Source organism: Enterococcus sp. DIV2379 (genome assembly GCF_050542965.1).
Taxonomy (GTDB): Bacteria; Bacillota; Bacilli; order Lactobacillales; family Enterococcaceae; genus Enterococcus_D; species Enterococcus_D entomosocium.
This window is the reverse complement of record NZ_CP172938.1, coordinates 3,338,714-3,362,760: the sequence shown is the minus strand read 5'-3', so window position 1 is coordinate 3,362,760 and position 24,047 is coordinate 3,338,714. Positions and strand designations below refer to the sequence as shown.

Annotated in this window: 22 protein-coding genes; 12 read left to right on the top strand and 10 right to left on the bottom strand. The window is 42.5% G+C overall.

Features of this window, described 5'->3' with window-relative positions; all coding sequences use genetic code 11:
• Positions 1 to 82 precede the first annotated feature (82 nt).
• Together IGI92_RS15520 and IGI92_RS15515 are read right to left on the bottom strand one after the other, a co-directional pair.
• A complete protein-coding gene (locus IGI92_RS15520; RefSeq protein WP_429960266.1) occupies positions 83 to 949 on the bottom strand; it encodes an aldo/keto reductase in 867 nt (288 codons plus the stop codon).
• 75 nt (positions 950 to 1,024) lie between these two features.
• Positions 1,025 to 1,444, bottom strand: a complete 420-nt coding sequence (locus IGI92_RS15515; RefSeq protein WP_016608514.1) for a MerR family transcriptional regulator — start codon at positions 1,442 to 1,444, stop codon at positions 1,025 to 1,027.
• Between the two features lie 391 nt (positions 1,445 to 1,835).
• Here IGI92_RS15515 and IGI92_RS15510 point away from each other — a divergent pair, with 391 nt between their 5' ends.
• The 5 genes from IGI92_RS15510 to IGI92_RS15490 all read left to right on the top strand — a co-directional run bounded on the left by IGI92_RS15510 (position 1,836) and on the right by IGI92_RS15490 (position 8,969).
• A complete protein-coding gene (locus IGI92_RS15510) occupies positions 1,836 to 2,288 on the top strand; it encodes a GNAT family N-acetyltransferase (RefSeq protein WP_430607353.1) in 453 nt (150 codons plus the stop codon).
• A 1,195-nt stretch (positions 2,289 to 3,483) separates the two neighbouring features.
• Entirely contained in the window at positions 3,484 to 4,125 is a 642-nt protein-coding gene (locus tag IGI92_RS15505) for a hypothetical protein (protein WP_430607351.1), read from the top strand.
• Positions 4,126 to 4,150: 25 nt separating this feature from the next.
• Positions 4,151 to 5,560: an amino acid permease gene (locus tag IGI92_RS15500; protein WP_016612532.1), complete on the top strand. Its 1,410-nt coding sequence runs from the start codon at positions 4,151 to 4,153 to the stop codon at positions 5,558 to 5,560.
• A 29-nt stretch (positions 5,561 to 5,589) separates the two neighbouring features.
• Positions 5,590 to 6,984: a glutamate decarboxylase gene (locus IGI92_RS15495; protein WP_005233215.1), complete on the top strand. Its 1,395-nt coding sequence runs from the start codon at positions 5,590 to 5,592 to the stop codon at positions 6,982 to 6,984.
• Between the two features lie 536 nt (positions 6,985 to 7,520).
• On the top strand, positions 7,521 to 8,969 hold the full coding sequence (locus IGI92_RS15490) for a helix-turn-helix domain-containing protein (RefSeq protein WP_430607348.1): 1,449 nt from the start codon (positions 7,521 to 7,523) through the stop codon (positions 8,967 to 8,969).
• Between the two features lie 295 nt (positions 8,970 to 9,264).
• On the opposite strand, the gene IGI92_RS15485 is transcribed toward IGI92_RS15490, so the two are convergent.
• Together IGI92_RS15485 and IGI92_RS15480 are read right to left on the bottom strand one after the other, a co-directional pair.
• On the bottom strand, positions 9,265 to 9,654 hold the full coding sequence (locus IGI92_RS15485; protein WP_228085367.1) for a YxeA family protein: 390 nt from the start codon (positions 9,652 to 9,654) through the stop codon (positions 9,265 to 9,267).
• A 421-nt stretch (positions 9,655 to 10,075) separates the two neighbouring features.
• Positions 10,076 to 11,497 (bottom strand): cryptochrome/photolyase family protein, encoded by a 1,422-nt coding sequence (locus IGI92_RS15480; protein WP_430607346.1) that lies wholly within the window; start codon positions 11,495 to 11,497, stop codon positions 10,076 to 10,078.
• A 353-nt stretch (positions 11,498 to 11,850) separates the two neighbouring features.
• On the opposite strand from IGI92_RS15480, the gene cls reads away from it, so the two are divergent.
• Complete coding sequence (gene cls, locus IGI92_RS15475; RefSeq protein ID WP_086298818.1) at positions 11,851 to 13,380, top strand: cardiolipin synthase; 1,530 nt, start codon at positions 11,851 to 11,853, stop codon at positions 13,378 to 13,380.
• A gap of 61 nt (positions 13,381 to 13,441) precedes the next feature.
• Here the strand turns inward: cls and IGI92_RS15470 are convergent, their stop codons facing one another.
• A complete protein-coding gene (locus tag IGI92_RS15470) occupies positions 13,442 to 13,915 on the bottom strand; it encodes a DUF3955 domain-containing protein (RefSeq protein ID WP_052533231.1) in 474 nt (157 codons plus the stop codon).
• 425 nt (positions 13,916 to 14,340) lie between these two features.
• Here IGI92_RS15470 and IGI92_RS15465 point away from each other — a divergent pair, with 425 nt between their 5' ends.
• The 5 genes from IGI92_RS15465 (at position 14,341) to IGI92_RS15445 (ending at position 18,513) form a co-directional block, all read left to right on the top strand.
• Entirely contained in the window at positions 14,341 to 14,655 is a 315-nt protein-coding gene (locus tag IGI92_RS15465) for a rhodanese-like domain-containing protein (protein WP_430607344.1), read from the top strand.
• A gap of 2 nt (positions 14,656 to 14,657) precedes the next feature.
• A complete protein-coding gene (locus IGI92_RS15460) occupies positions 14,658 to 16,316 on the top strand; it encodes an FAD-dependent oxidoreductase (protein ID WP_430608506.1) in 1,659 nt (552 codons plus the stop codon).
• Positions 16,309 to 16,608 (top strand): rhodanese-like domain-containing protein, encoded by a 300-nt coding sequence (locus IGI92_RS15455; RefSeq protein ID WP_016612023.1) that lies wholly within the window; start codon positions 16,309 to 16,311, stop codon positions 16,606 to 16,608. The genes IGI92_RS15460 and IGI92_RS15455 overlap by 8 nt, the downstream gene beginning before the upstream one ends.
• Positions 16,605 to 16,865: a metal-sensitive transcriptional regulator gene (locus IGI92_RS15450; RefSeq protein WP_005230585.1), complete on the top strand. Its 261-nt coding sequence runs from the start codon at positions 16,605 to 16,607 to the stop codon at positions 16,863 to 16,865. The genes IGI92_RS15455 and IGI92_RS15450 overlap by 4 nt, the downstream gene beginning before the upstream one ends.
• Positions 16,866 to 17,196: 331 nt before the next feature.
• Positions 17,197 to 18,513, top strand: coding sequence for an MATE family efflux transporter (locus tag IGI92_RS15445; protein ID WP_430607343.1), 1,317 nt, complete (start codon positions 17,197 to 17,199; stop codon positions 18,511 to 18,513).
• Between the two features lie 70 nt (positions 18,514 to 18,583).
• Here IGI92_RS15445 and IGI92_RS15440 read toward each other — a convergent pair whose 3' ends face one another.
• Both IGI92_RS15440 and IGI92_RS15435 read right to left on the bottom strand, forming a co-directional pair.
• Positions 18,584 to 18,790, bottom strand: a complete 207-nt coding sequence (locus IGI92_RS15440; protein ID WP_008380254.1) for a hypothetical protein — start codon at positions 18,788 to 18,790, stop codon at positions 18,584 to 18,586.
• A gap of 363 nt (positions 18,791 to 19,153) precedes the next feature.
• Entirely contained in the window at positions 19,154 to 19,894 is a 741-nt protein-coding gene (locus IGI92_RS15435) for an SDR family oxidoreductase (protein ID WP_008380252.1), read from the bottom strand.
• Between the two features lie 165 nt (positions 19,895 to 20,059).
• Here IGI92_RS15435 and IGI92_RS15430 point away from each other — a divergent pair, with 165 nt between their 5' ends.
• Positions 20,060 to 20,497, top strand: coding sequence for a MerR family transcriptional regulator (locus IGI92_RS15430; RefSeq protein WP_005233239.1), 438 nt, complete (start codon positions 20,060 to 20,062; stop codon positions 20,495 to 20,497).
• 142 nt (positions 20,498 to 20,639) lie between these two features.
• On the opposite strand, the gene IGI92_RS15425 is transcribed toward IGI92_RS15430, so the two are convergent.
• The 3 genes from IGI92_RS15425 to IGI92_RS15415 form a co-directional block, all read right to left on the bottom strand.
• Entirely contained in the window at positions 20,640 to 21,389 is a 750-nt protein-coding gene (locus tag IGI92_RS15425) for a SagB/ThcOx family dehydrogenase (RefSeq protein WP_016612021.1), read from the bottom strand.
• A 288-nt stretch (positions 21,390 to 21,677) separates the two neighbouring features.
• Positions 21,678 to 22,778 (bottom strand): iron-containing alcohol dehydrogenase family protein, encoded by a 1,101-nt coding sequence (locus IGI92_RS15420; protein ID WP_275626504.1) that lies wholly within the window; start codon positions 22,776 to 22,778, stop codon positions 21,678 to 21,680.
• The gene (locus IGI92_RS15415) at positions 22,714 to 23,715 is read right to left on the bottom strand and encodes a bile acid:sodium symporter family protein (RefSeq protein ID WP_005233246.1); all 1,002 of its coding nucleotides are present in this window, start codon (positions 23,713 to 23,715) and stop codon (positions 22,714 to 22,716) included. The genes IGI92_RS15420 and IGI92_RS15415 overlap by 65 nt, the downstream gene beginning before the upstream one ends.
• Between the last annotated feature and the right edge of the window lie 332 nt (positions 23,716 to 24,047).

The following is a 24,047-nucleotide window of genomic DNA, read 5'->3' as shown; positions in this document are numbered from 1 at the left end:
ACGACTCAGTAAGGAACAGTACAAGTCCGCTTCCACTACGAAAGGAAGCGGACTTGTATTAGTTTTCTTCAATAAAAATCTATTAACTTTCAGTATCTAGCATCCGCTCCATAAACCATTCCACTTGTTGGGGGGCATCGTGGTCAAAGAATGCGGACTCTTTTTTATCTAAAGCGGCTATTTTTTCAATGTCTTCTTGGGAAAGCTCAAAGTCAAAAATAGCAATGTTTTCAGCCATCCGTTCTGGACGAACTGTTTTTGCTAAAGCGACGATGCCTCGTTGCATCAACCAGCGAAGAACAACTTGACCAACCGTTTTGCCGTATTGCTTGCCAATTTCTGCTAATGTCGGATTGGTAAATAGGTCATGGCGTCCTTCTGCAAAGGGTGCCCAAGCTTCAACTTGGACGTCATATTTTTCATGCCATTCCTGATCTTCCGCTCGTTGATTCCAAGGGTTCACTTCGATTTGATTGATTTGAGGTTTCACCTCATTCAAGCCGACAAACTCGATCATCTTAGCTGATTTGAAATTTGAAACGCCAATTGCACGTAATTTTCCTGTTTTTTGAGCAGCAGCCATTGAGCGCCAAGCACCATAAATATCTCCATATGGTTGGTGAATAAGATAAAGATCAAGGTATGTCAATCCCATTGTGTCAAGCGAATGTTCAATCGTTTCTTTCGCTTTATCTTCGGAAGCTTGGAGAATAAATAATTTAGAGGTAACAAAAAGTTCTTCTCGAGTGACTAGACCTTCACTGATGGCGCGCTTGATTCCCTCGCCTGTTTCTTTTTCATTTCCATAAATAGAAGCAGTATCGATCAGGCGATACCCAGCTTTGATTGCTTGGTAAACAGCCTCAGCTGTTTCTTCCAAAGGAATTTGATAAACGCCAAATCCTAGTTGCGGCATGGTGACACCATTATTGAGTGTGATTGTTTGCATAGTGTTTCCTCCTCTAATTTTCATTACATGTTCTATCCTAAACCTTGGAGTTGGGTCTATAGCAAGTGAAAGATGTTACTTTTTTCGTTCCCATAATTTTTCCACTTTATCAGGAGTCATATTTCCTGCTTTGAATTTTGCGATATGCTCATCATACGTTTCTATCTTATAAATAAGTAGGTCTCGTACTTCCTGCATTTCTGCTAACTTTTTCTCTAATTCTTCGAGTTGATCGGCTAAAATCTGTTTCTGAGCTTTTTCGACATTTTGACTTTCACGTACTTGTGCCAATTGAGCAAATTCAATTAGCGATTCGATGGACAATCCTGCATTTCGTAAATGTTTTGCTAGATAGATCCAGTTTAGATCATTTGTTGTGTACACCCGATAGCCACTCTCATTGCGTTGGACAGGTGGAATCACACCGACTCGTTCATAATAGCGCAATGTGTCTACGCTCAAATCAAACATTTCCGCTGCTTTTTTTATATTCATCGTTGGTTCTCCTTATCTTTTTCTATAAGTAATCATAAACCCTGAAGTGGACTCTAGGGCAAGTGGTTTAAAATTATTTATTTAAAAGAATATATTTTGTTCGTCAGGACGACTATATAGGAAGAAAAAGTTTCAAGCATTTTTATTTCAACAGAATGATTTGAGAAATCATCAGTATTGAAAGCTCCTTTCTTAGTGTTTTTCAAAGCAAGTCATACTCTCTTAGAATTTATTATTTCGTTATCTATATGAGTGAGGCATTTTATATCCATAGATTTTAAATAAATCCGTCTCATGTTATGATGATGATGAAAATTGTTAACTTGGATCAAGGAAACAATCGGTTCTTGTTATGAAAAACGAAAAAAAGCTGATGAGAGTGTGATTATCCATGAATATAAAAGAAGTAAGTAGTATGAATCAAAAGTTAGAGCAACAATTAATTGAAGTTTGGGAGAGTTCTGTTAAGGCGACGCACACCTTTTTGTCAGAGACCGAAATCCAAGCCATTAAGCAATACATTCCAGAGGCATTGCATCATGTGCCACATTTGATTATCGTAGAAAGTGAAAATGGAGAGCCAGCTGGCTTCATGGGGATCTCGGATCGAAATCTTGAAATGCTTTTTATAGCAAATGAACAAAGAGGCAAGGGACTAGGAAGAAAACTCTTGGCATACGGGATGGAAAACTATGCTGTAAATGAACTGGGAGTAAATGAACAGAATCCTCAGGCGAAAGGATTTTATGAGTATATGGGATTTGAGGTATACAAAAGAAGCGAGTTAGATGAACAAGGAAACCCTTATCCGATTCTGTATATGAAGAAAGTTGATAACAAGTAGCTGTTTTTTAATTCTTTATTTTTGAGGATTGCTTGGCTATATGCCTAGAAGCATTAAGATTAGGTTGATTGAAGACGATTTTAGAAACAAGATAAGCGTCACAAGCTTTTTATTTTCAGCAGTCTTTATATCCGACTGTCTATCATTCATCATTTTATAGGTCGTCATCATTTAGATTACGCTTTTAATGTGAAAGGCTGCTACTCAATCAAGTCAGCTTCATTTGCAATGCCTCCAAAAAACTTTCCGATTTGAATGAAAAGCTCACCCCAAGCAGCCCCCGAAAAATAGTTTCGGAGGGCGCTTGGGGTTTGGGGCTTAGCTAGCTAAATAATGATCGATCACTAAAAAGTGATCAAGAAACAGAATAGGCAATTTTTTCTTTTCAATCAAAAAATTTTGATCATTTTATCAAGCAGAGGATGGCACAAGTAAGTGGAAAGTAGGTAGTGGCTATTTTTTGTGTTCAGGATGGGGAAGTAGATTTGTCTAGGATACACGTGAGGATAAACGTTTTGAGGATCATTTGTTTTTGACTTACCTATGTGCCATCACTGCGAAAACCCTGTGGATGAAGGCGTCATGTACGACACCAGATACTCGGAAGGAAAAGCTAAGGACGGTTCATTGCCTGTGCCTGACATGCTTTTTCTAACCGCAAAGTCGTAAGGGCTGAAGAGCTGCAACGCTGAATAAGTTGGCTGCCCCGTGCGGTTTTTGGTGTTTTTTGAACCCTACAAGCTGCTATTGCTGCTCGCCTATTCGTCGCAAGCTTGGAAGGTCTTCTCAGAAAATGCCCGTCAGCTGTCAACAGGCTGCCTTTTGCATCAGGAAGCATCAGCGTTCTAACAAATTTTTTTGATCCAGTAGTCGCCCACTCATTTTGGGCAACTTCTATCCGAGAAATCGTTGCGTTAGAAGTATGTCTGTCCGTCCTTTCCAGATAAAAGTCAGCTGAAAGAGGGCTGATACTTAACAAAACGGCAGTTAGGACGACCACAAGCGCTCTCAAAAAAACTCAGTCCTTTCTTTTCAATGGTCATTGTTCTTATCTGCACTTCATGATAGCACCGAAACGCGAATTATTTTTCGCGTTTTTTTGTTTTTAAAATAAAAAATTAGATATTCGCTTTTTTGGGTTAAATGGTATACCTGAGATGGAATAAAAATAATAAAAGAAAGGACAGGATTTACAATGAAGAAAACATCATTAGTTGCAGGTTTCGTTTTAGGTGTAGGCGTTTTGTTTACTCTAGGTGCATGCTCAGCAGTGGAAGAATCAGGGGAAGTGGTCTCTGGGTCTGGAACGGAAACGTTGATCAGCGATTCGTCAGATGAAGTAGTTGTGGGAAGTGAAAAATTGAGTGATGACGGGTATTTTGAAGAAATCGTAACTAAGGGAATCGATCCGAAAATCAAAGACGTCGTTTGGTATGAAACGAATTATGAAAATGCTGGTTGGGATCACATTCGCTTTTTAGTGAATCATGTAAAAATCGTGAATGTAGAAGAATTCAAAGACAAAGACAAAGAATACAAAACATTGCTTTCACTGAAATATCAATTGTTTAATGAAGATTCGAAAGACAAAAAAATCAAACCTGACAAAGCCTATTTGGTGTTGAATGATGGCAAAAAAGTAGAAGCGGAAGTGTTTGTGGACTACTTAGATGATGAGATTTTGACCCATGACAAACATAAAGATGGCTTTATTCATTTTAAAGTGGCGCAAGAACAAAGTTTGCCAGCGATCAAAGCGGTCGAAATCGAATTTAAAGCAGATGGAGATTTGACACATACGTACCATATTGATCTATCTTCCGCTGCTGAAAAATAGTATCTAACGATAGGAGGTAAAAAAAATGGATACTAGCAAGAAAAAACTATCATTGTTGAGTTTTTTTGCAATAACTGCTTCAATGGTGATGACGGTATATGAGTATCCAACCTTTGCGACATCGAAGATGAATTTAGTTTTTTATTTACTCGTCGGCGGTTTCCTCTGGTTTATCCCTGTAGCCCTTTGCTCTGCGGAGATGGCTACTGTAAAGGGATGGGAAAAAGGGGGACTCTATACCTGGGTCTCAAAAACATTAGGGAGAAAATGGGGCTTTGCTGCCATTTTCTTCCAATGGTTCCAAATCACGGTAGGCTTTATTACGATGATTTACTTTATTGTCGGGGCGCTTTCCTATGCCCTAAATTGGCCGGCTCTTAATACGAATGTTTGGCTGAAGCTGATTGCCACTTTAGTGATCTTTTGGCTGATCACGATCTCGCAATTTGGCGGAACAAAAAATACTGCGAAGATTGCCAAAGTAGGGTTCTTTGTGGGGATCGTCGCAACAGGGATCATTCTTTTTATCTTAGGAATTGTCTACATTGCTCAAGGGAATCCCGTCAAAGTTTCTTTTGGATCAGGTGCATGGATTCCTGATTTCACGAAAATCAATACGCTGGTCGTTTTTGTTTCCTTTATTTTAGCCTATGCAGGGGTTGAATCTTCTGCCAGTCACGTAAAAGATATGGACAATCCTGGAAAGAATTACCCGAAAGCTATTTTGATTTTAGTTGTAGCAACGATTCTTTTGGATACGTTAGGTGGGGCAACGGTGGCTGCCACGATTCCCCAAAATCAATTGTCTCTTGATACTGGCGTGATTCAAGCCTATTCTTATTTGATCCATCATTTTGGCGGCGGAGAATGGCTGGTTCGTTTGATTGCCGTGGTCATCTGTTTAGGTGTCATTGCAGAAATTGCTGCTTGGGTGGTCGGCCCATCGACTGCGATGCTTGAAGCAGCTGAAAATGGCTTGCTGCCAAAACAAATGGCCAAAGTCAATCAACACAACGTCCCAATCAATATCGTTTTGGTACAAGGCATCATTGTTTCCATTTGGGCGGTTGTCTTGACATTAGGCGGTGGAGGCGCCAATCTATCCTTCTTCGTTGCGATGGCGTTGACGGTCTGCATCTATCTGGTGGCTTATGTCCTCTTGTTTCTTTCCTATATTAAATTAGTCAAAGAAAAAGACGACTTAACAAGAACGTATCATATTCCTGGTGGGAAAAATGTGAAAATTGGTGTTGCGATGGTTGGTTTGCTTGTTTCTATTTTTTCTTTCTTTATTTCCTTCTTTCCACCGAGCGATATCGGCTCCGGAAAGGGCGGAACCTATTTAGCCATCTTGATCATCAGTTGGCTGATTATTGTCGTGATACCGTTTGTCATCTATAAATATGTAGGTGAAAAAGCAAGCGATAAAAAATAAAAAGCACAACCTATGAGGAGGAGAGCTGCATGTTATTTAGTAAAAAAAATCGAAAAGAAGCCCAATATTTGGAGCCTATCTATGGGAATGAGGCAATGGATCAAGCGATCCCTATGTACAAATTACCAAAAGAGTCCTTGGTACCGCGGGATGCCTATGAATTAGTCAAAGATCAATTGATCGATGAAGGGGTCTCAAGACAAAATTTGGCGACGTTCTGTCAAACCTACATGGAACCAGAAGCAGTCAAAATTATGAGTGAAACCCTTGATAAAAACGCCATCGATAAAACCGAGTACCCACGGACGGCTGAAATTGAAAACCGCTGTGTCAACATGATCGCTGATTTATGGCATGCCCCAGAAGCGTCCGATTTTATCGGTACATCAACGGTAGGCTCAAGTGAAGCGTGTATGCTAGGTGGATTGGCCTTAAAATTTGCTTGGCGCAATCGGGCAAAAAAACTTGGCTTAGATATCAATAAACAAAAACCAAACTTAGTGATTTCTTCTGCCTATCAAGTCGTTTGGGAAAAATTCTGTGTCTACTGGGACATTGAAATGCGGACGATCCCTATCGATGAAGAACATGGCAGCATCAATGTCGAAAAGGTCACGGACTATTTAGATGAATATACGATCGGGGTCGTCGGTATTTTAGGGATCACTTACACTGGACGATACGATGATATCAAAGCACTAGATAAGAAATTAGAGGAATACAACAAACACACCGACTACAAAGTCTACATCCACGTGGATGCGGCTAGTGGGGGATTGTACACACCATTTATGGAACCAGAACTTGAATGGGATTTCCGTTTGAAAAACGTTCGTTCCATCAGTACGTCTGGACATAAATATGGGTTAGTCTATCCTGGTATCGGTTGGGTGCTTTGGAAAGAAAAAGATTTCTTACCAGAAGAGTTGGTCTTTAAAGTAAGTTATCTTGGCGGTGAAATGCCAACGATGGCCATCAACTTTTCAAGAAGCGCCAGCCAAATCATCGGACAATATTACACCTTTATCCGCAATGGGTTTGAAGGCTACCGCTTGATCCACAAAAAGACCAGCGATGTTGCCCAATATTTAGCAAAAGAGATTGAAAACATGGGTTACTTCGATATTTATAATGATGGTTCACGGTTGCCGATCGTCTGCTACAAATTAAAAGAAGATGCCGATATTTCTTGGAATCTGTATGATTTGACGGATGAATTTGCGATGAAAGGCTGGCAAGTCCCTACCTATCCATTACCTGATAATCTATCACATATCAATATCCAACGCTTTGTCTGCCGGGCAGATTTAAGTATGCAAATGGCAATGGATCTGGTGCAAGACATGAAAGAAGGAATCGAGCGCTTGAACAAGCGACCAAGCCGTCATGTTTCATCCGATCAAACCTATGGCTTTTCACATTAAGAAACGGTATCGCTAGAAACCCTTTCATTGCTTTTTTCAATGAATAAAAAGTCCCTTTATGAAACGTTTTTTGCAAGACTGAATGAACATTGGTTTATAGAAAAATCAAAGGCGGTTGCATCGACTGCCTTTGATTTTTTTGTTTGTAAGAACGGGTAAGCACTTGATAGTGTCGTTTTTTAAGAGAAAGTAAAAAAACAGTGCTTGATAATTTCATTTATTGACATTTCTGGCTTGTGATAGTATTAATAATTATGGTCTAAATATATTTTTTTAGAGAAGAACGTTTTACATAAACAAAAAGGAAATCTTAGAACGTTGTCGTGAGGGAATTCTTAGGGAAATTCGTCTTGCATCGAGGGTTTTTGTTTGTCAGTCATGGTTTGTTGGGGAGTAAGTGAAGGAAAAGTATGTGTAGAAAGGGCCTGTTTTTACTGCGCTTGTTTGTTTCATAAGTAACGTACTGCTATCTTTTTCTGTAAATTGGTTGTAACTATTCTGAATGAATATAGATTTACACTGGAGGAAAAACAGTCATGTATAAAGAAGACTTACTGGATAAGGACTTAAAATTAGAGTATATCTTGCTCAAATTTTTGTATTTATCGACCGGTCATATCAAAAAAAGTGATGCGTGTCGGGAATTAGATATTACGATGCCGACCTTGACGAAATTATCAGAGAGCCTTCAACGGCAACTAAAAAATGAGAAGGTCTCATTTATCATCAATCGTTATACGTTGGAACTGCAAGTAACCGATAGTGTCTCACTGGATGATTTGACCGACACGCTATTGAAAAAATCTGCTAAATATCAAATCATCCATTATTTGTTTCAACATGCAGGCTATGATGCCTTCGTATTGGCTGATGAATTAAACATAAGTGTGGGGACCCTCAATCGATTGATTGCTGAGTGCAATCAGTTGTTGCAGCATTTTGAATTAAAGATCAGAAACAAAAAACTAGTTGGAACGATGACACAACGCATTTATTTTTACTATAATTTTTTCAAAATGGGTGCAACAACGATCGATTCTGTTTTGATCGATGACCTGGTTGCGGAGTTAGCGAAAAAAATAACCTTATCGATTGCCCAACAAAAGCAGCTGAAGATCTGGTTGTTTGTGATTATGAAAAAAGTCACGTCTCACACGACCTTGGGAAGTTTAAGTCCGGAAGAACAATCCAAAATTGAGCGTTGCCAAGAGATGCCCCTCTGTCACTTTATTCGACAGATCTATGCTTCTAAAAAATGTATCTGCTCAGTAGATGAAGCGAAGATCGTGCCATTCTTTATCTGTCTCTTCCTCATTACGGTGGGCGGGATTCCTTACGAGGAACTTCGCTTAGGACTGTACACTAATAAAAATCCCGTCTTTGAGATCACCGATGAAGTCATGGCAGCAATCCAGTCCATTTATCGTCTTGATGCCTCGCATACGACGATCGATATCAAAGCCAATGTCTTTTCCTTAATCGCACAAGTTTATTACTTTCATGGAGTGAATTATTCCATCGATCGAGTCACGCTAAATTATTACCACAAAATGTTTCACAATTCCTTGCGGGATCAAGTGATCTCAGACATTCTGGAACACATTATTGCACCGACCAACTTGTTTACGCCCACGAAACTCAACTATCTCAAGAAACGCCTAGTCTTTTTAATTTATATGTTATCGCCTAAAGAAGAATATCGGGTACGGATCGGGGTCTTAAATATGTGCTCCAGTCTTTTGGCGGATGCTTCGATTTACTTGTTAAAAAATGAACTAAAAGGCAAGCAAAATGTTGTTGTTTTACCCTATACTCCGGACGAGACATTTGACTTGTTGATTTCCAATGCCAATCTCCCCCAATTAGGGAACAATTATGACCAATTTTATCAAGTGACCGCCATTGGTGCCGATTTAGATGTCAATCAGGTTTCTGCGATCGTCGATCAAATTGCTTATTCTAAGTATCATTCTTTTGTGGTGTGAGCCATCACTTGTTAGTTAAAAAGCAGCGAGTCAACGGATAGGTGATTCGCTGCTTTTTCAATTATCTGCGAAGTAGGGAAAGGAAAAGGCGCTTGAATTGCTCTTGTCATTGATGCCGAGATGAAAACAGAGTCAGTCAAGCAGCTTTCTGCTAGATAAATGTGTCCAGTATCCTTGTATAACGTATCGCAACAGAGCAGAAGACATCAAGCGTGAAAATAACAGAAGGGATTCAAAATGCTGATTTTAGAAAGATGTAAAAAAAGACCCACATAATGATGTGAGTCTGCAAGCGTTAGTTCTTATTTTCTAATTTCTCTAGAACCTTTTTGGGAATTGCGTTTTTTTCAACGCTATTCGGGCCTTTTATTGTACGCTTTTCACTGATTACCGCTTTTACATAAGAATTTGGGGTTAAGGGTTTTGCGTTATCTTCTGATAATGAAACCTCGAGTGTTTGTGTGCTACCATCTTCTTTTACAAAGTTTAACGTGTAATCGTAAGAATACCAAGGCGACTGGTCGCCGATGCCGCTTTTACTTTCATGTTCTACCTTAGGGGGAATCTCAGATGGGACATACGCGTAAGCTGTTTGTCCTGAGTAGGTGGATTGATAATATTCATAGCCTTTGTATCCGGCAAACCCTAAAAGTACGACTAAGACGAATCCGATTATTTTTTTCATATAAACCATCCTTATCCTCAAATATGGAGCTATTATAACAGAATGGTTCTATAGATGACCTTTCATCAGACGAACAGTTTTGCAAGGAGAAATGTTACTAGCCAGTCGTGGAAAAGTGGGAAACGCCGCTAATAAAGGGTTCTATCTATAAATCGTCAGGGGATTGTTGCTTATAGTGACTAGAAATAAGTGCGGAATCAGGCGAAAAGACCTTAATAAAAAAACGCAGCATGGAAAATGTTTCTTTTTTGTATGCTCACCAGCAGACTATTTGATAAGACGTGTCGTTGTTTTTTTCACTATAGAAAGATGAAAAACGGCGCATCAGTTTAATAAAAAACCAGCAAAGACGAGCTCTTACGGAGCGTCTTTGCTGGTTTTTTTCTACTGAAAATGTTTGAGCGCAGGCCATGACAGCTGCTTACGGCTCGATTTTACTATACAAATCGAGGGCTCTTTTTCTGGCTTCGTTGTGATCAACTATAGGCAACGGATAGTTGGTGCCTAAAACTACCTTTAGGTCGGCTTGTTCTTCGTCAGTCATCAGGTAAGGTTCGTGGATGAATTTTAGCGGCAACTGGGCGAGTTCGGGAACAAATTGTTTGATAAACGTCCCCTCTTTGTCGAATTTTTTCCCCTGAGTGATGGGGTTGAAAATTCGAAAGTAAGGAACGGCATCGGTGCCGGTCGAAGCTGCCCACTGCCAGCCGCCGATATTGCTGGCAGCGTCGTAGTCGATCAATTGTCGAGCAAAATAGGCTTCTCCTTGCCGCCAATCGATCAGTAGATCTTTGGTTAGAAAGGAAGCGACGATCATCCGTAGACGGTTATGCATCCAACCGGTTTGATTCAGCTGCCGCATCGCGGCATCAATGATCGGATAGCCGGTTTGTCCTGCTTGCCATTTGTTAAACGCCTCTTCATCCTTTTGCCAATCCATGTTTCGATATTTCTCAATGAGTTCATAGTTTTTTTGCTCCAGATGAGTGAAGTAGATCATATGATAAAAATCTCGCCAAGCCAGTTCTTTTAAAAAGGTCGCTTTGCCAGTGCTGGGTGGCATTCCTTGGAAAGCGGCCCAAACCTTCCGAATAGAGATTTGTCCAAAAGACAAGAAAGGGGACAGGCGGCTGGTTCCTTTGATCGAAGGGAGATCACGGTCTTTTTCATAGGCGGCCAAACGCTTTTGCACAAAGGCCTGCAATTGTTTATGCGCATAGTCTTCCCCAACGATCGTTGAAAAATCGGTCTTTCTATTGTTTAGCAGCTCAGCAAGCAGCGCTGTCCCTGCTTTGAAGTGAGGGGCATCATTAAAATGAGCGGCTTTTTCAAAATCAAGGGCCTGCTTTTGATAGACCGGTTTGGGCAGCTGGATCCATTTCTTATAATAGGGCGTAAATTTTTTGTAATACGTCCCGTCCTCTTTGGTGACTTCCGTTGGTTGGTGCAGATGATGTTCTTCAAAGAAATGGACAGTGACGCCTTTTTTCTCGACCAATTCTTTTATATAGAGGTCGCGTTTACGACCAAATCCACGGTTATCAAAGTTGAAGTACAGTTGGCTCCATTCTGGATAGTGAGCGAACAACTGATCAAAGGCTTCTGTCAAAGTCCCCGTCAAGAGGTGGATCGTCAGATTTTGCTTTTTGGCAGCCTCGATAAAGTGAGCAACCGCGCTAAAAAAGTAATCATGGCTTGGTGCATCGGGGAGAAACTGCTTTTCATTGAGATGAAACACACACAACAATTGGTCGTTTGCTTGAAGAGACAAAAGTGCCTCAGTAAGCGCCGTATTGTCCTCTAAGCGCAGATCCTTTCTAAACCACATCACATGAATTGCCATAACAACCTCCTTGATAGTATAACCGTGCTAAAAAAACGATCGGATTTCGTTTATAGTAAAGGAAAGATGGGATTTATTCAAATTTGGCGATTGCGTAAGGAAAATTGCTGTTGCAACAAGTCGAGGATGCTTACAGGGTTTGTTTTAATTGGTGCACCGATTTGAATAGGCGCTTGTCATTTACCGTTTCGTTTCTGCAAATCGTCTCTTCTTAATAAATAATAGGTAAAAAATGAGTAGTAGGGGATGAAATGAGTTACATTTGCGTAACGAGAACGTATATAATCATAGTATATAGTGAGGCTTTTTACTTTAGCGTTTATTAATAAGCGCATATTTGGATGGAGTGAAGGATGATCAAAAACAAATTACAGCAATACAAAATTTTAACGATTTTACTGATACTTGTGACGGTTGGATTAATTCTCTTTTTAAATCAGATGATTTATGCTTGGCAGGCCATTGAAATTTTGGCGATTCTTCTTTGTGGCTACTTAGTGGTTTTTGATCAAAGGGATGGAACTTCGAAGATTGCTTGGATCTTAGCTTTATTGTTTTTACCGATTGTAGGAGTCATGTTGTATTATTTAATTGGTCGTGAACCTCGATTAAGGAAGTTGCCCAAACAGCAGATACAAAATGAACGGGAAGTGCAGCGAACGGTTTCGGCTATTTTGCAAGAACATTCAGAGGTCATTCATGGGAAACATGATCTCTCCACTGAGATTTTTCATCTTTCAGGCAAATATCCCACAACCAATAATCATCTGACTGTATTAAATGAAGGCGCTGAGGCGTTCGCTTCTTTGCTAGAAGATATCAAGAAAGCCAAGCATCATGTGCATGTGTTTTTTTATATCGTTAAAGGGGATGAAACAGGGGAGGAGCTGACAAATGTTCTGGTCGAAAAGGCCAAACAAGGGGTGGAAGTTCGGTTTATGTACGATAGCGTGGGGTCGATCGCCTTTCCTAATCAATTATTATTATTGATGAGAAAGAATGGGGTAGAGGTACGCACGTATGATTTGTTGAACTCGCCTTGGCTAAGTAATAAAGCGAACTGGCGCAATCACCGTAAAATGGTCGTTATTGATGGTGAGATTGCACATACAGGAGGCATGAATATTGGAAATGAATATAGTGGGCGAGGCAGTAAGTTTTCTTATTGGCGAGACACAAACATCCGGATAGAAGGACCTGCTGTTCTAGAAGTACAAGAGTGCTTTATTTATGATTGGCTCTTTCTTGATGAAACGGAAGAAACGGTCACTCATTTTTTGACACAGACAGCTACGTATTTTCCGTTGAAGACCGACGTTCAAAGCGGTTCGGAAATCGTTCAGGTAATCTACGGCGGACCCTATGATAGCGAGCGAATCATTAAGGATTCCTTTAATGACCTCATTGGAAAGGCAACGGATTCGATTAAGATCGCAATGCCTTACTTTATTCCTGATGAAGAAAGTTTAGGTGCGCTTAGAAGAGCAGCACGGTGTGGGATCAACGTGCAATTGATTGTGCCGGGAAAAGGGGATCGAGGAATTTCTTTTCATGGCACGAATTCGTTTATTGATGAATTATTATCTGCCGGCGTCGAAGTCTACACCTATGATGAGACTGCTTTTATTCACTGTAAATATATGATCGTCGATGAGTTTGCTGCAACGATCGGGTCAACAAATTTTGATATTCGTAGTTTTTACCTTAACCATGAGTTATCTATGTTCATCTATGGGCCGTCGAAAATAATCACAGAGTTAAATCAGCAATTTATGGAAGACTTAGCTCATGCAAAATTAGTAGAAAAAGAAGAATGGCAAGCCAGAAGCCTTTTGACGAAAACAAAAGAAAAAATCAGTGGCTTGTTTGTTCCGATTCTTTGAAGGAAGATAGTGAACAGAGAAAAAAACTCGATTCCATCATCTGGAATCGAGTTTTTTTGCGTCATTTTCTTCTAGCAGCTCGAAAATAATTGATCCCGGTTCCTGCAAATACTACGAAACTAGCCAATAGGAACAAAAATCCTACGGGGATTAGATAGAAATTTTCATGTAAAATGCCGGATTGATCGATGTATTCCACGGAGCTTGCTTTGATGAAGAAGCAGGCAAAGCCGAATAGTAGTAAAAATGTTCCGATCAAGGTCGTGATCAAATTGAGTTTGGCGCGTCGGGTCTCGCTGCCGTCTTTGATTAGTTTTTCAGTGATCTTGTTCACTTGAGTTCCTCCTAAAATCAATTCATCAAGCGAGAGTTGAAAAATCGTGGCGATGGCAATCAACATTTCTAAATCTGGTAGATTGCGATTGTTTTCCCAGTTCGAAACGGCTTGTCTCGTCACGTGTAGTTGAGTGGCAAATTGTTCTTGGGTCAAGTTATTTCTTGTGCGTACTTCTTTGATTTTTTCGCCAAATTCCATCTTTTTTTCCTTTCGCTGATGTGACTTAAGCATAGTCGAAACCCGCGTTGCTTCCAAGAAAGCAGGGCTTGCTGCTTGATAAATCAAGGGAAAGTGGTGCTTGCGTCGCTTTTTTGTCCGCTCTTGGTTAGGGCGGGAGCCAATCATCTGTAATAACCGAAGCAATCAGCTGCTAAATAAACGATTTTATATGTGTTATTTTTACAGTGTATCTTTTCTTTTATTATAGCATTGTGATCGATGGGAGGGAAATGTGTGATACTGGTCTTTCGCTGCTTGATCGGTAGCTGTCTGACAGCTGTCGAGAGTATCGAGTGGGGAGCAACGCAACAGCAAGTTTCTTTTCTTAAAGAAAATCACTTAGTTGACAAATAGGGAAACATCTTGTTTAATATACCCCGAAGGGTATAAGAGAGGAGCAAGAAATGTTTTCATTATTTAAACGCATACCAAGTATGTCAACAGCAGATTTACAAAAAGAAGGAGCCAAAGAATGGACGGTTCTGGATGTTCGCACGCCGGCGGAGTACCGTAGCGGACACATTGCCTACGCCAAAAATGTACCGTTAAACAAGATTGCGGGCTTCACTCAAAAAGGTGACAAGAAACTGGCAGTCATTTGCCAATCAGGGATGCGAAGCAAACAAGCAGCCAAAATCCTAAATAAAAAAGGTTTTGATGTGGCCAACGTTCGTGGTGGCATGAATCAATGGCGGGGAACAACCAAAGGAGGAAAGTAATGATGGAAAAAATAGTTATTGTCGGTGGGGTAGCAGGAGGAATGTCTGCAGCAACGCGCTTACGTCGGCTTAAAGAAGCAGCGGAGATCATTGTTTTTGAAAAAGGGCCTTTTGTCTCTTTTGCGAATTGTGGGCTGCCGTATGCCATTTCTGGTGAGATCGAAGAGCGGGACGCCCTATTGGTCCAAACACCTGAAGCACTAAAAAAACGGTTCAACTTAGATGTGCGACCTTTTCATGAAGTACTGGCGATCCAGCCAGAGGAGAAAACGGTGACGGTCAAACATGGCGAACACGTCTTCACGGAATCTTATGATGCGTTGATTTTATCGCCGGGGGCAAAACCGCTAGTACCAGCGATCAAAGGGCTAGAAGAAGCAACCAACGCCTTTTCTTTGCGCAATGTTCCTGACTTGGACCAAATCATGGCGCATCTTGAAGACAAAAAGCCTCAAAAAGCGACGATCATTGGCGCTGGGTTTATTGGTTTAGAAGTCGCTGAAAATTTACATAAAAAGGGCCTAGAAGTAACGATCGTGGAAAAAGCACCCCACGTATTGCCGCCTTTGGATGAAGAAATGGCGGCGTATATCAAAAATGAATTGATCAAGCAAGGGGTCAATGTTTTGACCTCGCAGTCAGCGACTGCTTTTGAAAAAGCAGGGCAAGAAATCGTTCTGGAAGATGGCACGGTCTTGGCCTCAGATATCACGATTCTTTCGGTAGGTGTCCAACCAGAAACGGATTTGGCGAAACGTGCCGGTATTGAACTGGGACACCGGGGGGGTATCCTAGTAGATGAGCAATACCAAACCAGCAAGAAAGGCATTTACGCGGTGGGAGATGCCATCGTTGTGAAACAACAAATCACTAACGAAGACACGCTGATCTCCTTGGCGTCACCAGCCAATCGCCAAGGTCGGCAAGTGGCTGATGTATTGGGAGGACTGACTCGCAAAAACAAAGGCAGTATTGGGACGGCGATCGTGCGCGTATTCGATCTTGCCGCAGCGTCCACTGGGTTGAGTGAGCGCAGTGCCAAACTGGCGGGGCTAAATCCTCAGGTGGTTCATCTTTCAGGCAAAGACCATGCTGGGTATTATCCTGATGCGACGGATATTTATTTGAAGCTGATTTTTGATGCTGACACTGGAAACATCTATGGTGCGCAAGGCATCGGTGCCAAAGGGGTCGATAAACGGATCGATATTTTGGCAACAGCGATCAAAGGCGGCTTAACGATCTTTGACTTGCCTGAACTGGAATTCACCTACGCGCCGCCTTTTGGCTCAGCGAAAGATCCAGTGAATATGATTGGCTATGCAGCGATCAATCTGGCAGAAGGAATCAGTGAGAATATCCAATGGCACGAATTGACGGAGGCCTTAGAAAACGGTAAGCAGTTGTTGGATGTTCGTTCAGAGATGGAATTAGCCAATAATGGGCGTTTTCAAGAGGCGCTCCACATTCCGTTAGATGAATTGAGAGATCGGTTGTCTGAATTGGATCCAAGTGTTTCGTATGTTGTTACGTGTCATAGCGGATTGAGAAGCTACATTGCCGAACGCATCTTAAAACAAGCGGGCATCAATTGTCAAAACCTCGATGGTGCCTTTTCGTTGTATAATACTATTAAGCCGGAGATGATTATTCATGATTAAAGCAATATCTATGGAGGAATTTACCCAAAAAGAAAAACGTGAGGCGCTTGAGATCCTTGATGTCAGAGAAGTTGATGAGTTTGCACAAGGACACATCAAAACAGCACAAAACCTACCGTTGAGCGAGCTTACGGAACAAATCAGCAACTTAGAGAAGGATAAAAATTACTATGTCATCTGTCATTCAGGGGCTCGTTCGCAAATGGCGTCTGAGTTTTTGAACCAGCAAGGGTTTCAAGTGACCAATGTCCTCGGCGGCATGTCAGCATGGAGAGGAGAAATCAAACGATGACCGCATGCAACAAAGATATTTTGAATCGGTTAAAACGAACCGAAGGCCAGTTGCGGGGGATTCAAAAAATGATCGAAGACGAGAAAGAATGCGTCGATGTCATCACGCAATTGTCCGCCGTCAGTTCCAGCGTCAACCGTATTATGGGGATCATTGTCGCTGAGAATTTGAAAAATTGTTTGGAAAATCCAGACAGCGACACGGAAACCCAAAAGCAGAAAATCGATCAAGCCGTTCAGCTGATCGTGAAGAAATAGCGGGATTTTTGAAAGGTTTGTCGCGTTTTTTATCATCCCATAGAAAAGGTTCAGAAGAGCAGTATGTTCTTCTGAACCTTTTTATTCTTCATCAGTGATTGCTTGTCGACACCAATAGAGGAAACAAGCGGAGATTGTCGGGATGTTTTGTTTTTTAATTATGAAGGAATATACACCGAGAAGGCTGTATGGTTAAATGGAGGGAGAAACGTCAAAACGCCTGATGGGTCGTTGAGTATTTGCGACTATTAACGATCGCTTGTATTGTGATGTGAATCACAATTAGCGGGTGGGCGTTGCGCAGTTATGGCGAAGGAGAGAGGAGAGCTTCTTGAACAAAAAAATACAGTCTTTTACATTGCCTTTGATTGCTTCCAATTTGTTTCAAATCATTATTGCACAAGTTTCATTAGCGATTATTTCAAGAAGATCCACGGAAGCGCTGGCGGCGATCGCACTGATCGACGGGTTTCTCTATGCTTTTGCGGGTATCTTAGGTGCGATTGGGCTGGCTTTTAATATTTATGGTGCAAAGGCAGTCGGGCAAAGAGAAGAGACGCAGTTAAATGATTATCTGTCGTCGGTTCTTTCTCTAGCAGTCGCGATCGGTGTGAGCTTTTTGCTGATTTTCCTGCTTTTTGGACGAGACATTTTACAGCTTGTCTACGGATTTAGCGGGGAGCTGCTAGGAACTGCGACGTTGTATCTTGCAATCATGTCCCCCTATATTTTACTTACGTTAGTCACGTTTGTTTTTACTAGCCTTTTAAAAATTGAAAAGAAAACGAACTACATCCTCGGTGTTTCGATCATTAGTGCGTTGGTACAGGTGTTGCTTAGCTATTTATTGATCAACGGCAATCTCGGTTTTCCCGCCATGGGGGTCTTAGGCAGTGGCATCGCAAATATGCTTGCGACTTTGTGCTTGCTGGGGATTTATGGGGTTCTTTTAAGAGAAAGTCTAGCAAGAGGGCTAAAACAAAGACCACGAAAACGCGCCTTTTTATTGAAAAAATCGATCCCCTTAATGATTCAGGAATGCTTTGAAGGCTTAGTCTTTATTATTGCTTTTGAAGCTTTCGTCTCACGGTTGGGTGTTAGTACGCTGGCCGCCTATGCGATCGGCAGCCAAGGATTGATGATCGCACGGTTGCCTGCTTTGATGTATGGCAACGCAGTGACCGTCTTTGCGAGTGAGGCGAATGGTCAGAAAAATCGTCAGAAGATTTTAGCAGTGGGAAAAAGTACCTTCGCTTCTTCTTTCGTGGCTTATGTCGGAATCGCCAGTCTGATTTGGGTCTTTCGTCCCGCTTTTTTTCAGTTGTTTACTACAGATGTCGTAGTTTTAGACTTGTTGCCAGCTATTCTACCAATCATGTTGGGGATAATGCTCGTCAGTCCGTTATATGAAATTACAAAATACCTATTACAAAGCTTGGAGCGCAGTCGCATGGTTTGTGTGTTGACAGGATGTGTCAACAGTCTTGTTTTAATGGGAATCATGGGCTTTTGGAGCGTTGGGCAGCTGAACTTTTTCTTCCTCTACTGTCTATACGGCTTGAATTTCCTGATTCTCGGCAGTTTCTTTGCAGGGCTGTTTTATTGGACGATCAAGCAGCGTTATCCTCAGGGCAAAGGACGCCTTTGAGGGGGATAGAAAAAAGCGAAGGTGCTGCTGATCCTTCGCTTTTTCGTCGCCTACAATTGGACAGGGGAGATTAATTGTGGCTGACTTCTTCGTAAAAGATAGCATTGCGTTCTGCAATCAGTTGGGTTTCCCTTCGCTCTAATTCGAGAAAGGTTTCGTCTGCCAGCAATTCGGCCGCGGAGTAGCCGGCCGCCAAGAAGTTTTCTGCATAGGTCAATTTCTGATTCGTGATGTTTCTTCGTTGCTCGGCAATGACGAGCAGCTGTTTCACATTCATACACTCACTCCATTCTTTTATAAAAAGCAAGTACTAAAAGAGGACAGCTAATAATACTTGCAAGTCAACGGTGAAGGCGGGATATCAATCATGCTCGGCTATTCATAAATAAGAGAAATACGGTAGGTTCGTTTCTGATTGGTCGTTTTATACGGAAGCTTTGTACTAAGTATAAAAAAATTTCCCCCGTAGCAACAGAACCTAGTCGTTTACATTAAGCAACGATTGGTTTACATTACTCGGACAAGTGGGTGTTACAAGAAAAACAAGTAATTTTTTCCAGGGAAACGGCGGGATTTGACGACAAAAAAACCTGCGATCGCCTCAGGCGGGTAGCAGGTTTCACGGGCTAGTAGAAATAGCTTAAACGGTTTGTTTTGCTGGGCGCAGCAAGACTTCGCTGATCGCCACATGTTTGGGCTGTTGAATGGCATAAACCACTGCATTTGCTACATCTTCTGGCGTTAGGCTGTTGCCTTCTACGCGAGAGGTTTCTTTCAAGGCTGCTTCTAGTTGAGCATTACCGACGGTTTCAAACAATTCCGTGGAGACCATTCCCGGAGAGACGATGGTGGAACGAATGCCATGTTCACGTTCTTCTTGGCGCAAACCTTCCATGATTGCACGAACCGCAAACTTTGTCCCGTTGTACACGGCAGATCCCGGGTAAATGACATGTCCAGCAACTGAGTCAGTGGCGATGATCAAGCCGTCTTGTTGTTTTTGCATGATGGGCAGCACAGCGCCGATCCCGTTCAATACCCCCATGATATTGATATCCAGCATTTTTTGCCAGCTGTCATAGTTCAACTCTGCCAAGTTTCCTTGAGGCATGATGCCAGCATTATTGAAAAGGACATCAATACGACCAAAGGAGGTCATGGCTAAATCAATGACTTGTTGGACTTGTTCGCGATTCGTGACATCGGCTGTTTGATACAAAACATTTTCTCCTAGTTTTTCAGCCAGGGCTTTAATGCGCTCTTCGCGGCGGGCTGCGATTACTACTTTTGCCCCTTGTTCGGCTAGCTTAACGGCGGTTGCTTCCCCAATTCCCGAAGAGGCTCCCATAATTACGATAACTTTTTCTTTGATTTCTGTCATTTGTCTTTCCTCCAGTGAATGATTTTTTCATCGAATCCTGCTGCTGCCAAACCCAAACCTGCGAGATGACGGGTGATTGACAGTACAGTGCTTGCGGTGTATTTTTATTGTAGAACCTGAAGTTAGGTTTAGGTCAAGCGATAAACAAAATTTTTTTTAGGAGCGATGCAAGTGAGTTACTCGATTGGTGAAGTATCAAAAACGACTAACATCCCCATCTCGACACTACGTTACTACGATCGAGAAGGAATGTTTCCGAATATGGCCCGTAGCAATGGCGGCATTCGGGTGTTTTCAGAAAAAGAAGTGGCGACGATCAGAGTGATCGATTGTTTGAAGAATACCGGCATGCCCATCAAAGACATCAAGAATTTCTTGGATTGGGGCGAAGAAGGCGATGCGTCTTTGCAGAAACGGCAGCAGCTGTTTCATGAACGTTTGGAAGAAGTCACCAAGCAAATGGCAGCCTTGCAAGAAACGATGAATACGATCAAATACAAATGCTGGTACTACGATACAGCGATGGCAGCAGGTACCGAAGCGGTAGTAAAAGAGCTACCGCTAGAAGAAATACCAGAAGAAGTCCGAGCATACAAACTGTAAGTCCATCGAAAAACCACCTGCTGTTTTTGCAGGTGGTTTTTCGATTCTACTGGTTTTGCTGGGAAAATCAACCTTGCCAGTTGCCGTTTTCTAACAGCAGTTCGGAAGTCCCATTAAAATTGGGTTTCGTTCGTCGGCAGTGTTACTCAATAACGCCTACAGGAATCAAATAGCGGGGTTCATTTTCCGATGGCAGCTGCAGCAGCTCTGTAAGTTCATGATCCGTGAAGGCGCCGATCGGCACAGCGCCTAATCCTAACGCTTGGGCTTGCAAAAGGACGTTTTGGGCGGAATGTCCGACTTCGATATAGGCATAACGTTCGATTCCTCGGTCCCCATAGCGCTCGATCAGTCGTTCATAAACCACTGTATAAAGCAATGTAGCAGGTGCTCGTTGGATCGCTTGCTGATCCAACGAACCTTCCGCCAATGCGGTCCGGAAATCACCAGCAAGGATTTTTTCTAAGGCATGTTGCTCAGGTTGATACAGATAAAGCCCTGGCTCAAGCCCCGTTACCTGTGTGACCACGACATAGAGGTCTAAGGGATACAAGGCACCAGCCGAAGGCGCTGTCCGGCGACCATCTTCTGTAGTGACACCGGCAGCGGCCCATAAAAGCTGTGCCAGCTGTTCTTGTGTTAGCTCGGTGTCTTGAAAATCCCGTTGCGAGCGCCGATTGAAGAGAGCTTCCGCCACACTGGTTTCCCCATCTAAGATCGGTTGCGGCAATGGAAAAGTTTCATAGGAAACCGCTGGTTCAAAAGGAGTGACCGTGTCAGTAGTCGGTTGTTCTTCAATTGGTGCCGTATCCGCACTGCAGCCAGTGAGAAGTAAGCCCAACACCAAAAAAGCGCCTAAATGAACAAAGCGAAATCGTTTGTAACGGGTCATGAGGGTTCCTCCTTTTCCTAAGGACTTCGTGTTATTTATAAGTATAACAAGGATTGCTTTTACATGCGCTTTTATTCACAAGTAGATAATTAGGGAGGTAAGCAGTCTCTCAGTCGTATCATAGGCTGATTGTGCTTTTTAATATTTTCTAAAGACCTAGATAATGAGTAGTATCGTATGAACTTGCTATGAATATTTTTTATGAAATCCAAACCGACTGCAATCAAACGTAAGAGAAAAAAAGGCCATACAAAAACCCTCCAGCAACGAATTGCTGGAGGGCTTCATTTAATTCGCAGCTGCCAATGACGCTTGGTTTTGCTTGGCATGGTAGGCTTCTACGTCTAAGATTGCTTGTTTGAACATTTCTCGCGTGATCTCATAAGGCACGTGGACGATGTCATTGGTGGTCATTGCTTTGTCTAAGATTGCCTCAAGGTCGCTGGTGGCGTTAAGACCCATATCAGCTAAGCAAACCGGCAGTTTGTTTTCCTTCATAAAGGCGTAGATGCGCTGGAAGAGGGCTTCTTGCTGATCTAGCTGCAACAAGGCCAAAACGCCGTAACTAACGGAAGCACCATGTAAATAGTCTTCCATTTTTTCCAAAACGGTCGTTCCGTAGTAAAAGGAATGGGCAAGGGCGGAGTTGTAATCATTGATGACTAAGACGGAAACTAAGCCGGTAGTCACGATGATATCCAAGACGACTTGCTCAATGGCATAAGATGGCTGATTGGCGGCACTGTCTTTCAAGGCTTGTGTGCCGTATTGCAATAAGCGTTCCGTGCACATTTTGCCGATTTGGATGCCTAACCCATCGGTGTAGTCTAACTCATCGCCCCGCGCTGAAAACGTCGATTCGATCTCTTTGGAGAGGGCATCGCCGATTCCTGCCCATAAGTACTTATCGGGGGCCTGGGCGATGATCTCACTGTCGATAAAGGCATGGGTCGGTGGTTGCGAAGGGAAAAACAGCCCTTGCATCTCGCCGTTTTCTTTATAGATGACACAGACCGCGGTGACTGGTGAGCAGTTGGAGCCGATCGTTGGAAAGGTGAAGACTGGTTTGCCTGCTTTTTCTCCAACCACTTTGACGGTATCGCAAACGCGGCCGCCGCCAACGGCGAATAGAACATCGGCGGCTTGGACGCTTGGATTGGCTAACAGCTGATCGACGTTTTCATAGGTCGAGTTGCCGCCGTACCACAAGGTATCCGTCACTTTGACTTCTGACGTTAAACCGGCTTTGATCTTGTCTTCGGCTTTTTCAAGGGCGGTTTTTCCGCCGATGATCACGGCATTGGTGCCGTATGGTTTTACGATGTCATTTACTTTTTCGTAGGCGTCCGCCCCGATTGTGTAGTTTGGCAAAAAGATACTTTGACTCATACTGTTTTCCTTCTTTCTTGGCCACGAGATTGGCTAAAATTGGTCCGGTAATTTGATGGATCACCATGCCGACTGCGGCAGGGGTAACGGCTGCAGCAATGGCGGCAAAGTGGGCATTGGCTAACGAGATCGCTAGGCCGGTATTTTTCATCCCTAATTGAAACATGATGGATTTGGCTTGGGTGGCACTGACGCCCATCACACGGCTCAGACCATAGCCTGCGCCGTAGCCGATCAAGTTATGGAGCAAGACTAAGAAAATCACGATCAAGCCAGATTGGACGATCACGGCACCGTTGCGAGCGACAGTTCCGGCAACGATCAATAAGATACTAACGGAAGAAATCAACACAAATGATTGCAGAAATCGCTCGATGTGCTTGGCAATGAGTTTGTGGACGATCACCCCTAAAATGATCGGCAAAAGCACCATCTGCAAGACAGACAAGAGCATTTCCCAGAAGGAGATCTCAGTATACTGACCAGCCAAGATGTAAACCAAAAAGGGGGTAACGACGGTCGCTAACAAGGTCGATACCGTGGTCATGGAAACGGTGAGGGCGACATCGCCTTTGCCGATAAAGGTCATGACATTGCTGGCGGTTCCACCAGAAACGCAACCTAGTAGGACAAACCCGATGATCAAACCGGAAGAAAGACCAAACAGCTGCGCTAAGCCGTAAGCCACCAAAGGACTGATGGTGAACTGGAAAAGCACCCCTAAGATGAATGCTTTAGGCTGTAAGACGACCATTTTAAAAGCAGCAACGTTTAAAGTCATCCCCATACAAAACATGATGATGCTCAAAAGAATCGTTGTACGAGGCGGAATCCATAAGAAGGGTTGCGGGAAAAAATAAGAGACGATCATCAATAAAATCATGATATAGATCAAATACTTGTTTACAAAAGCAGCGATCGTGTTGACGGTTTTCATAAGAAAAATCATCCTTCCTTTTTCTGCTTGACCAATCAAGTGTTCAAACAGAAGGGGTCTTTAGAATAAGTGCAGTGCATAACCGCGGGGAATCGGCAGCAGTTGTTCAACGAGCGTTTTGGATCTATCTGACATCAATGTGTCAGTTTGCAAAAGGCCGCTTCCTTGAAAATGGGTATAAAAAAACACTCCATCTCAAGAAGTTGATCTTCTTTTTGGATGCAATGTGAATAGGGACTCTTTGAATGTATAAATCAAACAGTCCCGGCTATAATAATAAAATAATTCGTTTGCTATCATTGGTGCAGGTCATATACGCCACCGTCCTTTTC

Bases quoted from the DNA above. Each gene is read 5' to 3' on its own strand.
- IGI92_RS15515 (WP_016608514.1), bottom strand. From the start codon at position 1,444: ATGAATATAAAAAAAGCAGCGGAAATGTTTGATTTGAGCGTAGACACA.
- IGI92_RS15520 (WP_429960266.1), bottom strand. From the start codon at position 949: ATGCAAACAATCACACTCAATAATGGTGTCACCATGCCGCAACTAGGA.
- IGI92_RS15420 (WP_275626504.1), bottom strand. From the start codon at position 22,778: ATGAGTCAAAGTATCTTTTTGCCAAACTACACAATCGGGGCGGACGCC.
- IGI92_RS15490 (WP_430607348.1), top strand. From the start codon at position 7,521: ATGTATAAAGAAGACTTACTGGATAAGGACTTAAAATTAGAGTATATC.
- IGI92_RS15505 (WP_430607351.1), top strand. From the start codon at position 3,484: ATGAAGAAAACATCATTAGTTGCAGGTTTCGTTTTAGGTGTAGGCGTT.
- IGI92_RS15455 (WP_016612023.1), top strand. From the start codon at position 16,309: ATGATTAAAGCAATATCTATGGAGGAATTTACCCAAAAAGAAAAACGT.
- IGI92_RS15415 (WP_005233246.1), bottom strand. From the start codon at position 23,715: ATGAAAACCGTCAACACGATCGCTGCTTTTGTAAACAAGTATTTGATC.
- IGI92_RS15495 (WP_005233215.1), top strand. From the start codon at position 5,590: ATGTTATTTAGTAAAAAAAATCGAAAAGAAGCCCAATATTTGGAGCCT.
- IGI92_RS15440 (WP_008380254.1), bottom strand. From the start codon at position 18,790: ATGAATGTGAAACAGCTGCTCGTCATTGCCGAGCAACGAAGAAACATC.
- IGI92_RS15465 (WP_430607344.1), top strand. From the start codon at position 14,341: ATGTTTTCATTATTTAAACGCATACCAAGTATGTCAACAGCAGATTTA.
- IGI92_RS15450 (WP_005230585.1), top strand. From the start codon at position 16,605: ATGACCGCATGCAACAAAGATATTTTGAATCGGTTAAAACGAACCGAA.
- IGI92_RS15470 (WP_052533231.1), bottom strand. From the start codon at position 13,915: ATGGAATTTGGCGAAAAAATCAAAGAAGTACGCACAAGAAATAACTTG.
- IGI92_RS15460 (WP_430608506.1), top strand. From the start codon at position 14,658: ATGGAAAAAATAGTTATTGTCGGTGGGGTAGCAGGAGGAATGTCTGCA.
- IGI92_RS15485 (WP_228085367.1), bottom strand. From the start codon at position 9,654: ATGAAAAAAATAATCGGATTCGTCTTAGTCGTACTTTTAGGGTTTGCC.
- cls (WP_086298818.1), top strand. From the start codon at position 11,851: ATGATCAAAAACAAATTACAGCAATACAAAATTTTAACGATTTTACTG.
- IGI92_RS15430 (WP_005233239.1), top strand. From the start codon at position 20,060: ATGCAAGTGAGTTACTCGATTGGTGAAGTATCAAAAACGACTAACATC.
- IGI92_RS15510 (WP_430607353.1), top strand. From the start codon at position 1,836: ATGAATATAAAAGAAGTAAGTAGTATGAATCAAAAGTTAGAGCAACAA.
- IGI92_RS15435 (WP_008380252.1), bottom strand. From the start codon at position 19,894: ATGACAGAAATCAAAGAAAAAGTTATCGTAATTATGGGAGCCTCTTCG.
- IGI92_RS15500 (WP_016612532.1), top strand. From the start codon at position 4,151: ATGGATACTAGCAAGAAAAAACTATCATTGTTGAGTTTTTTTGCAATA.
- IGI92_RS15425 (WP_016612021.1), bottom strand. From the start codon at position 21,389: ATGACCCGTTACAAACGATTTCGCTTTGTTCATTTAGGCGCTTTTTTG.
- IGI92_RS15480 (WP_430607346.1), bottom strand. From the start codon at position 11,497: ATGGCAATTCATGTGATGTGGTTTAGAAAGGATCTGCGCTTAGAGGAC.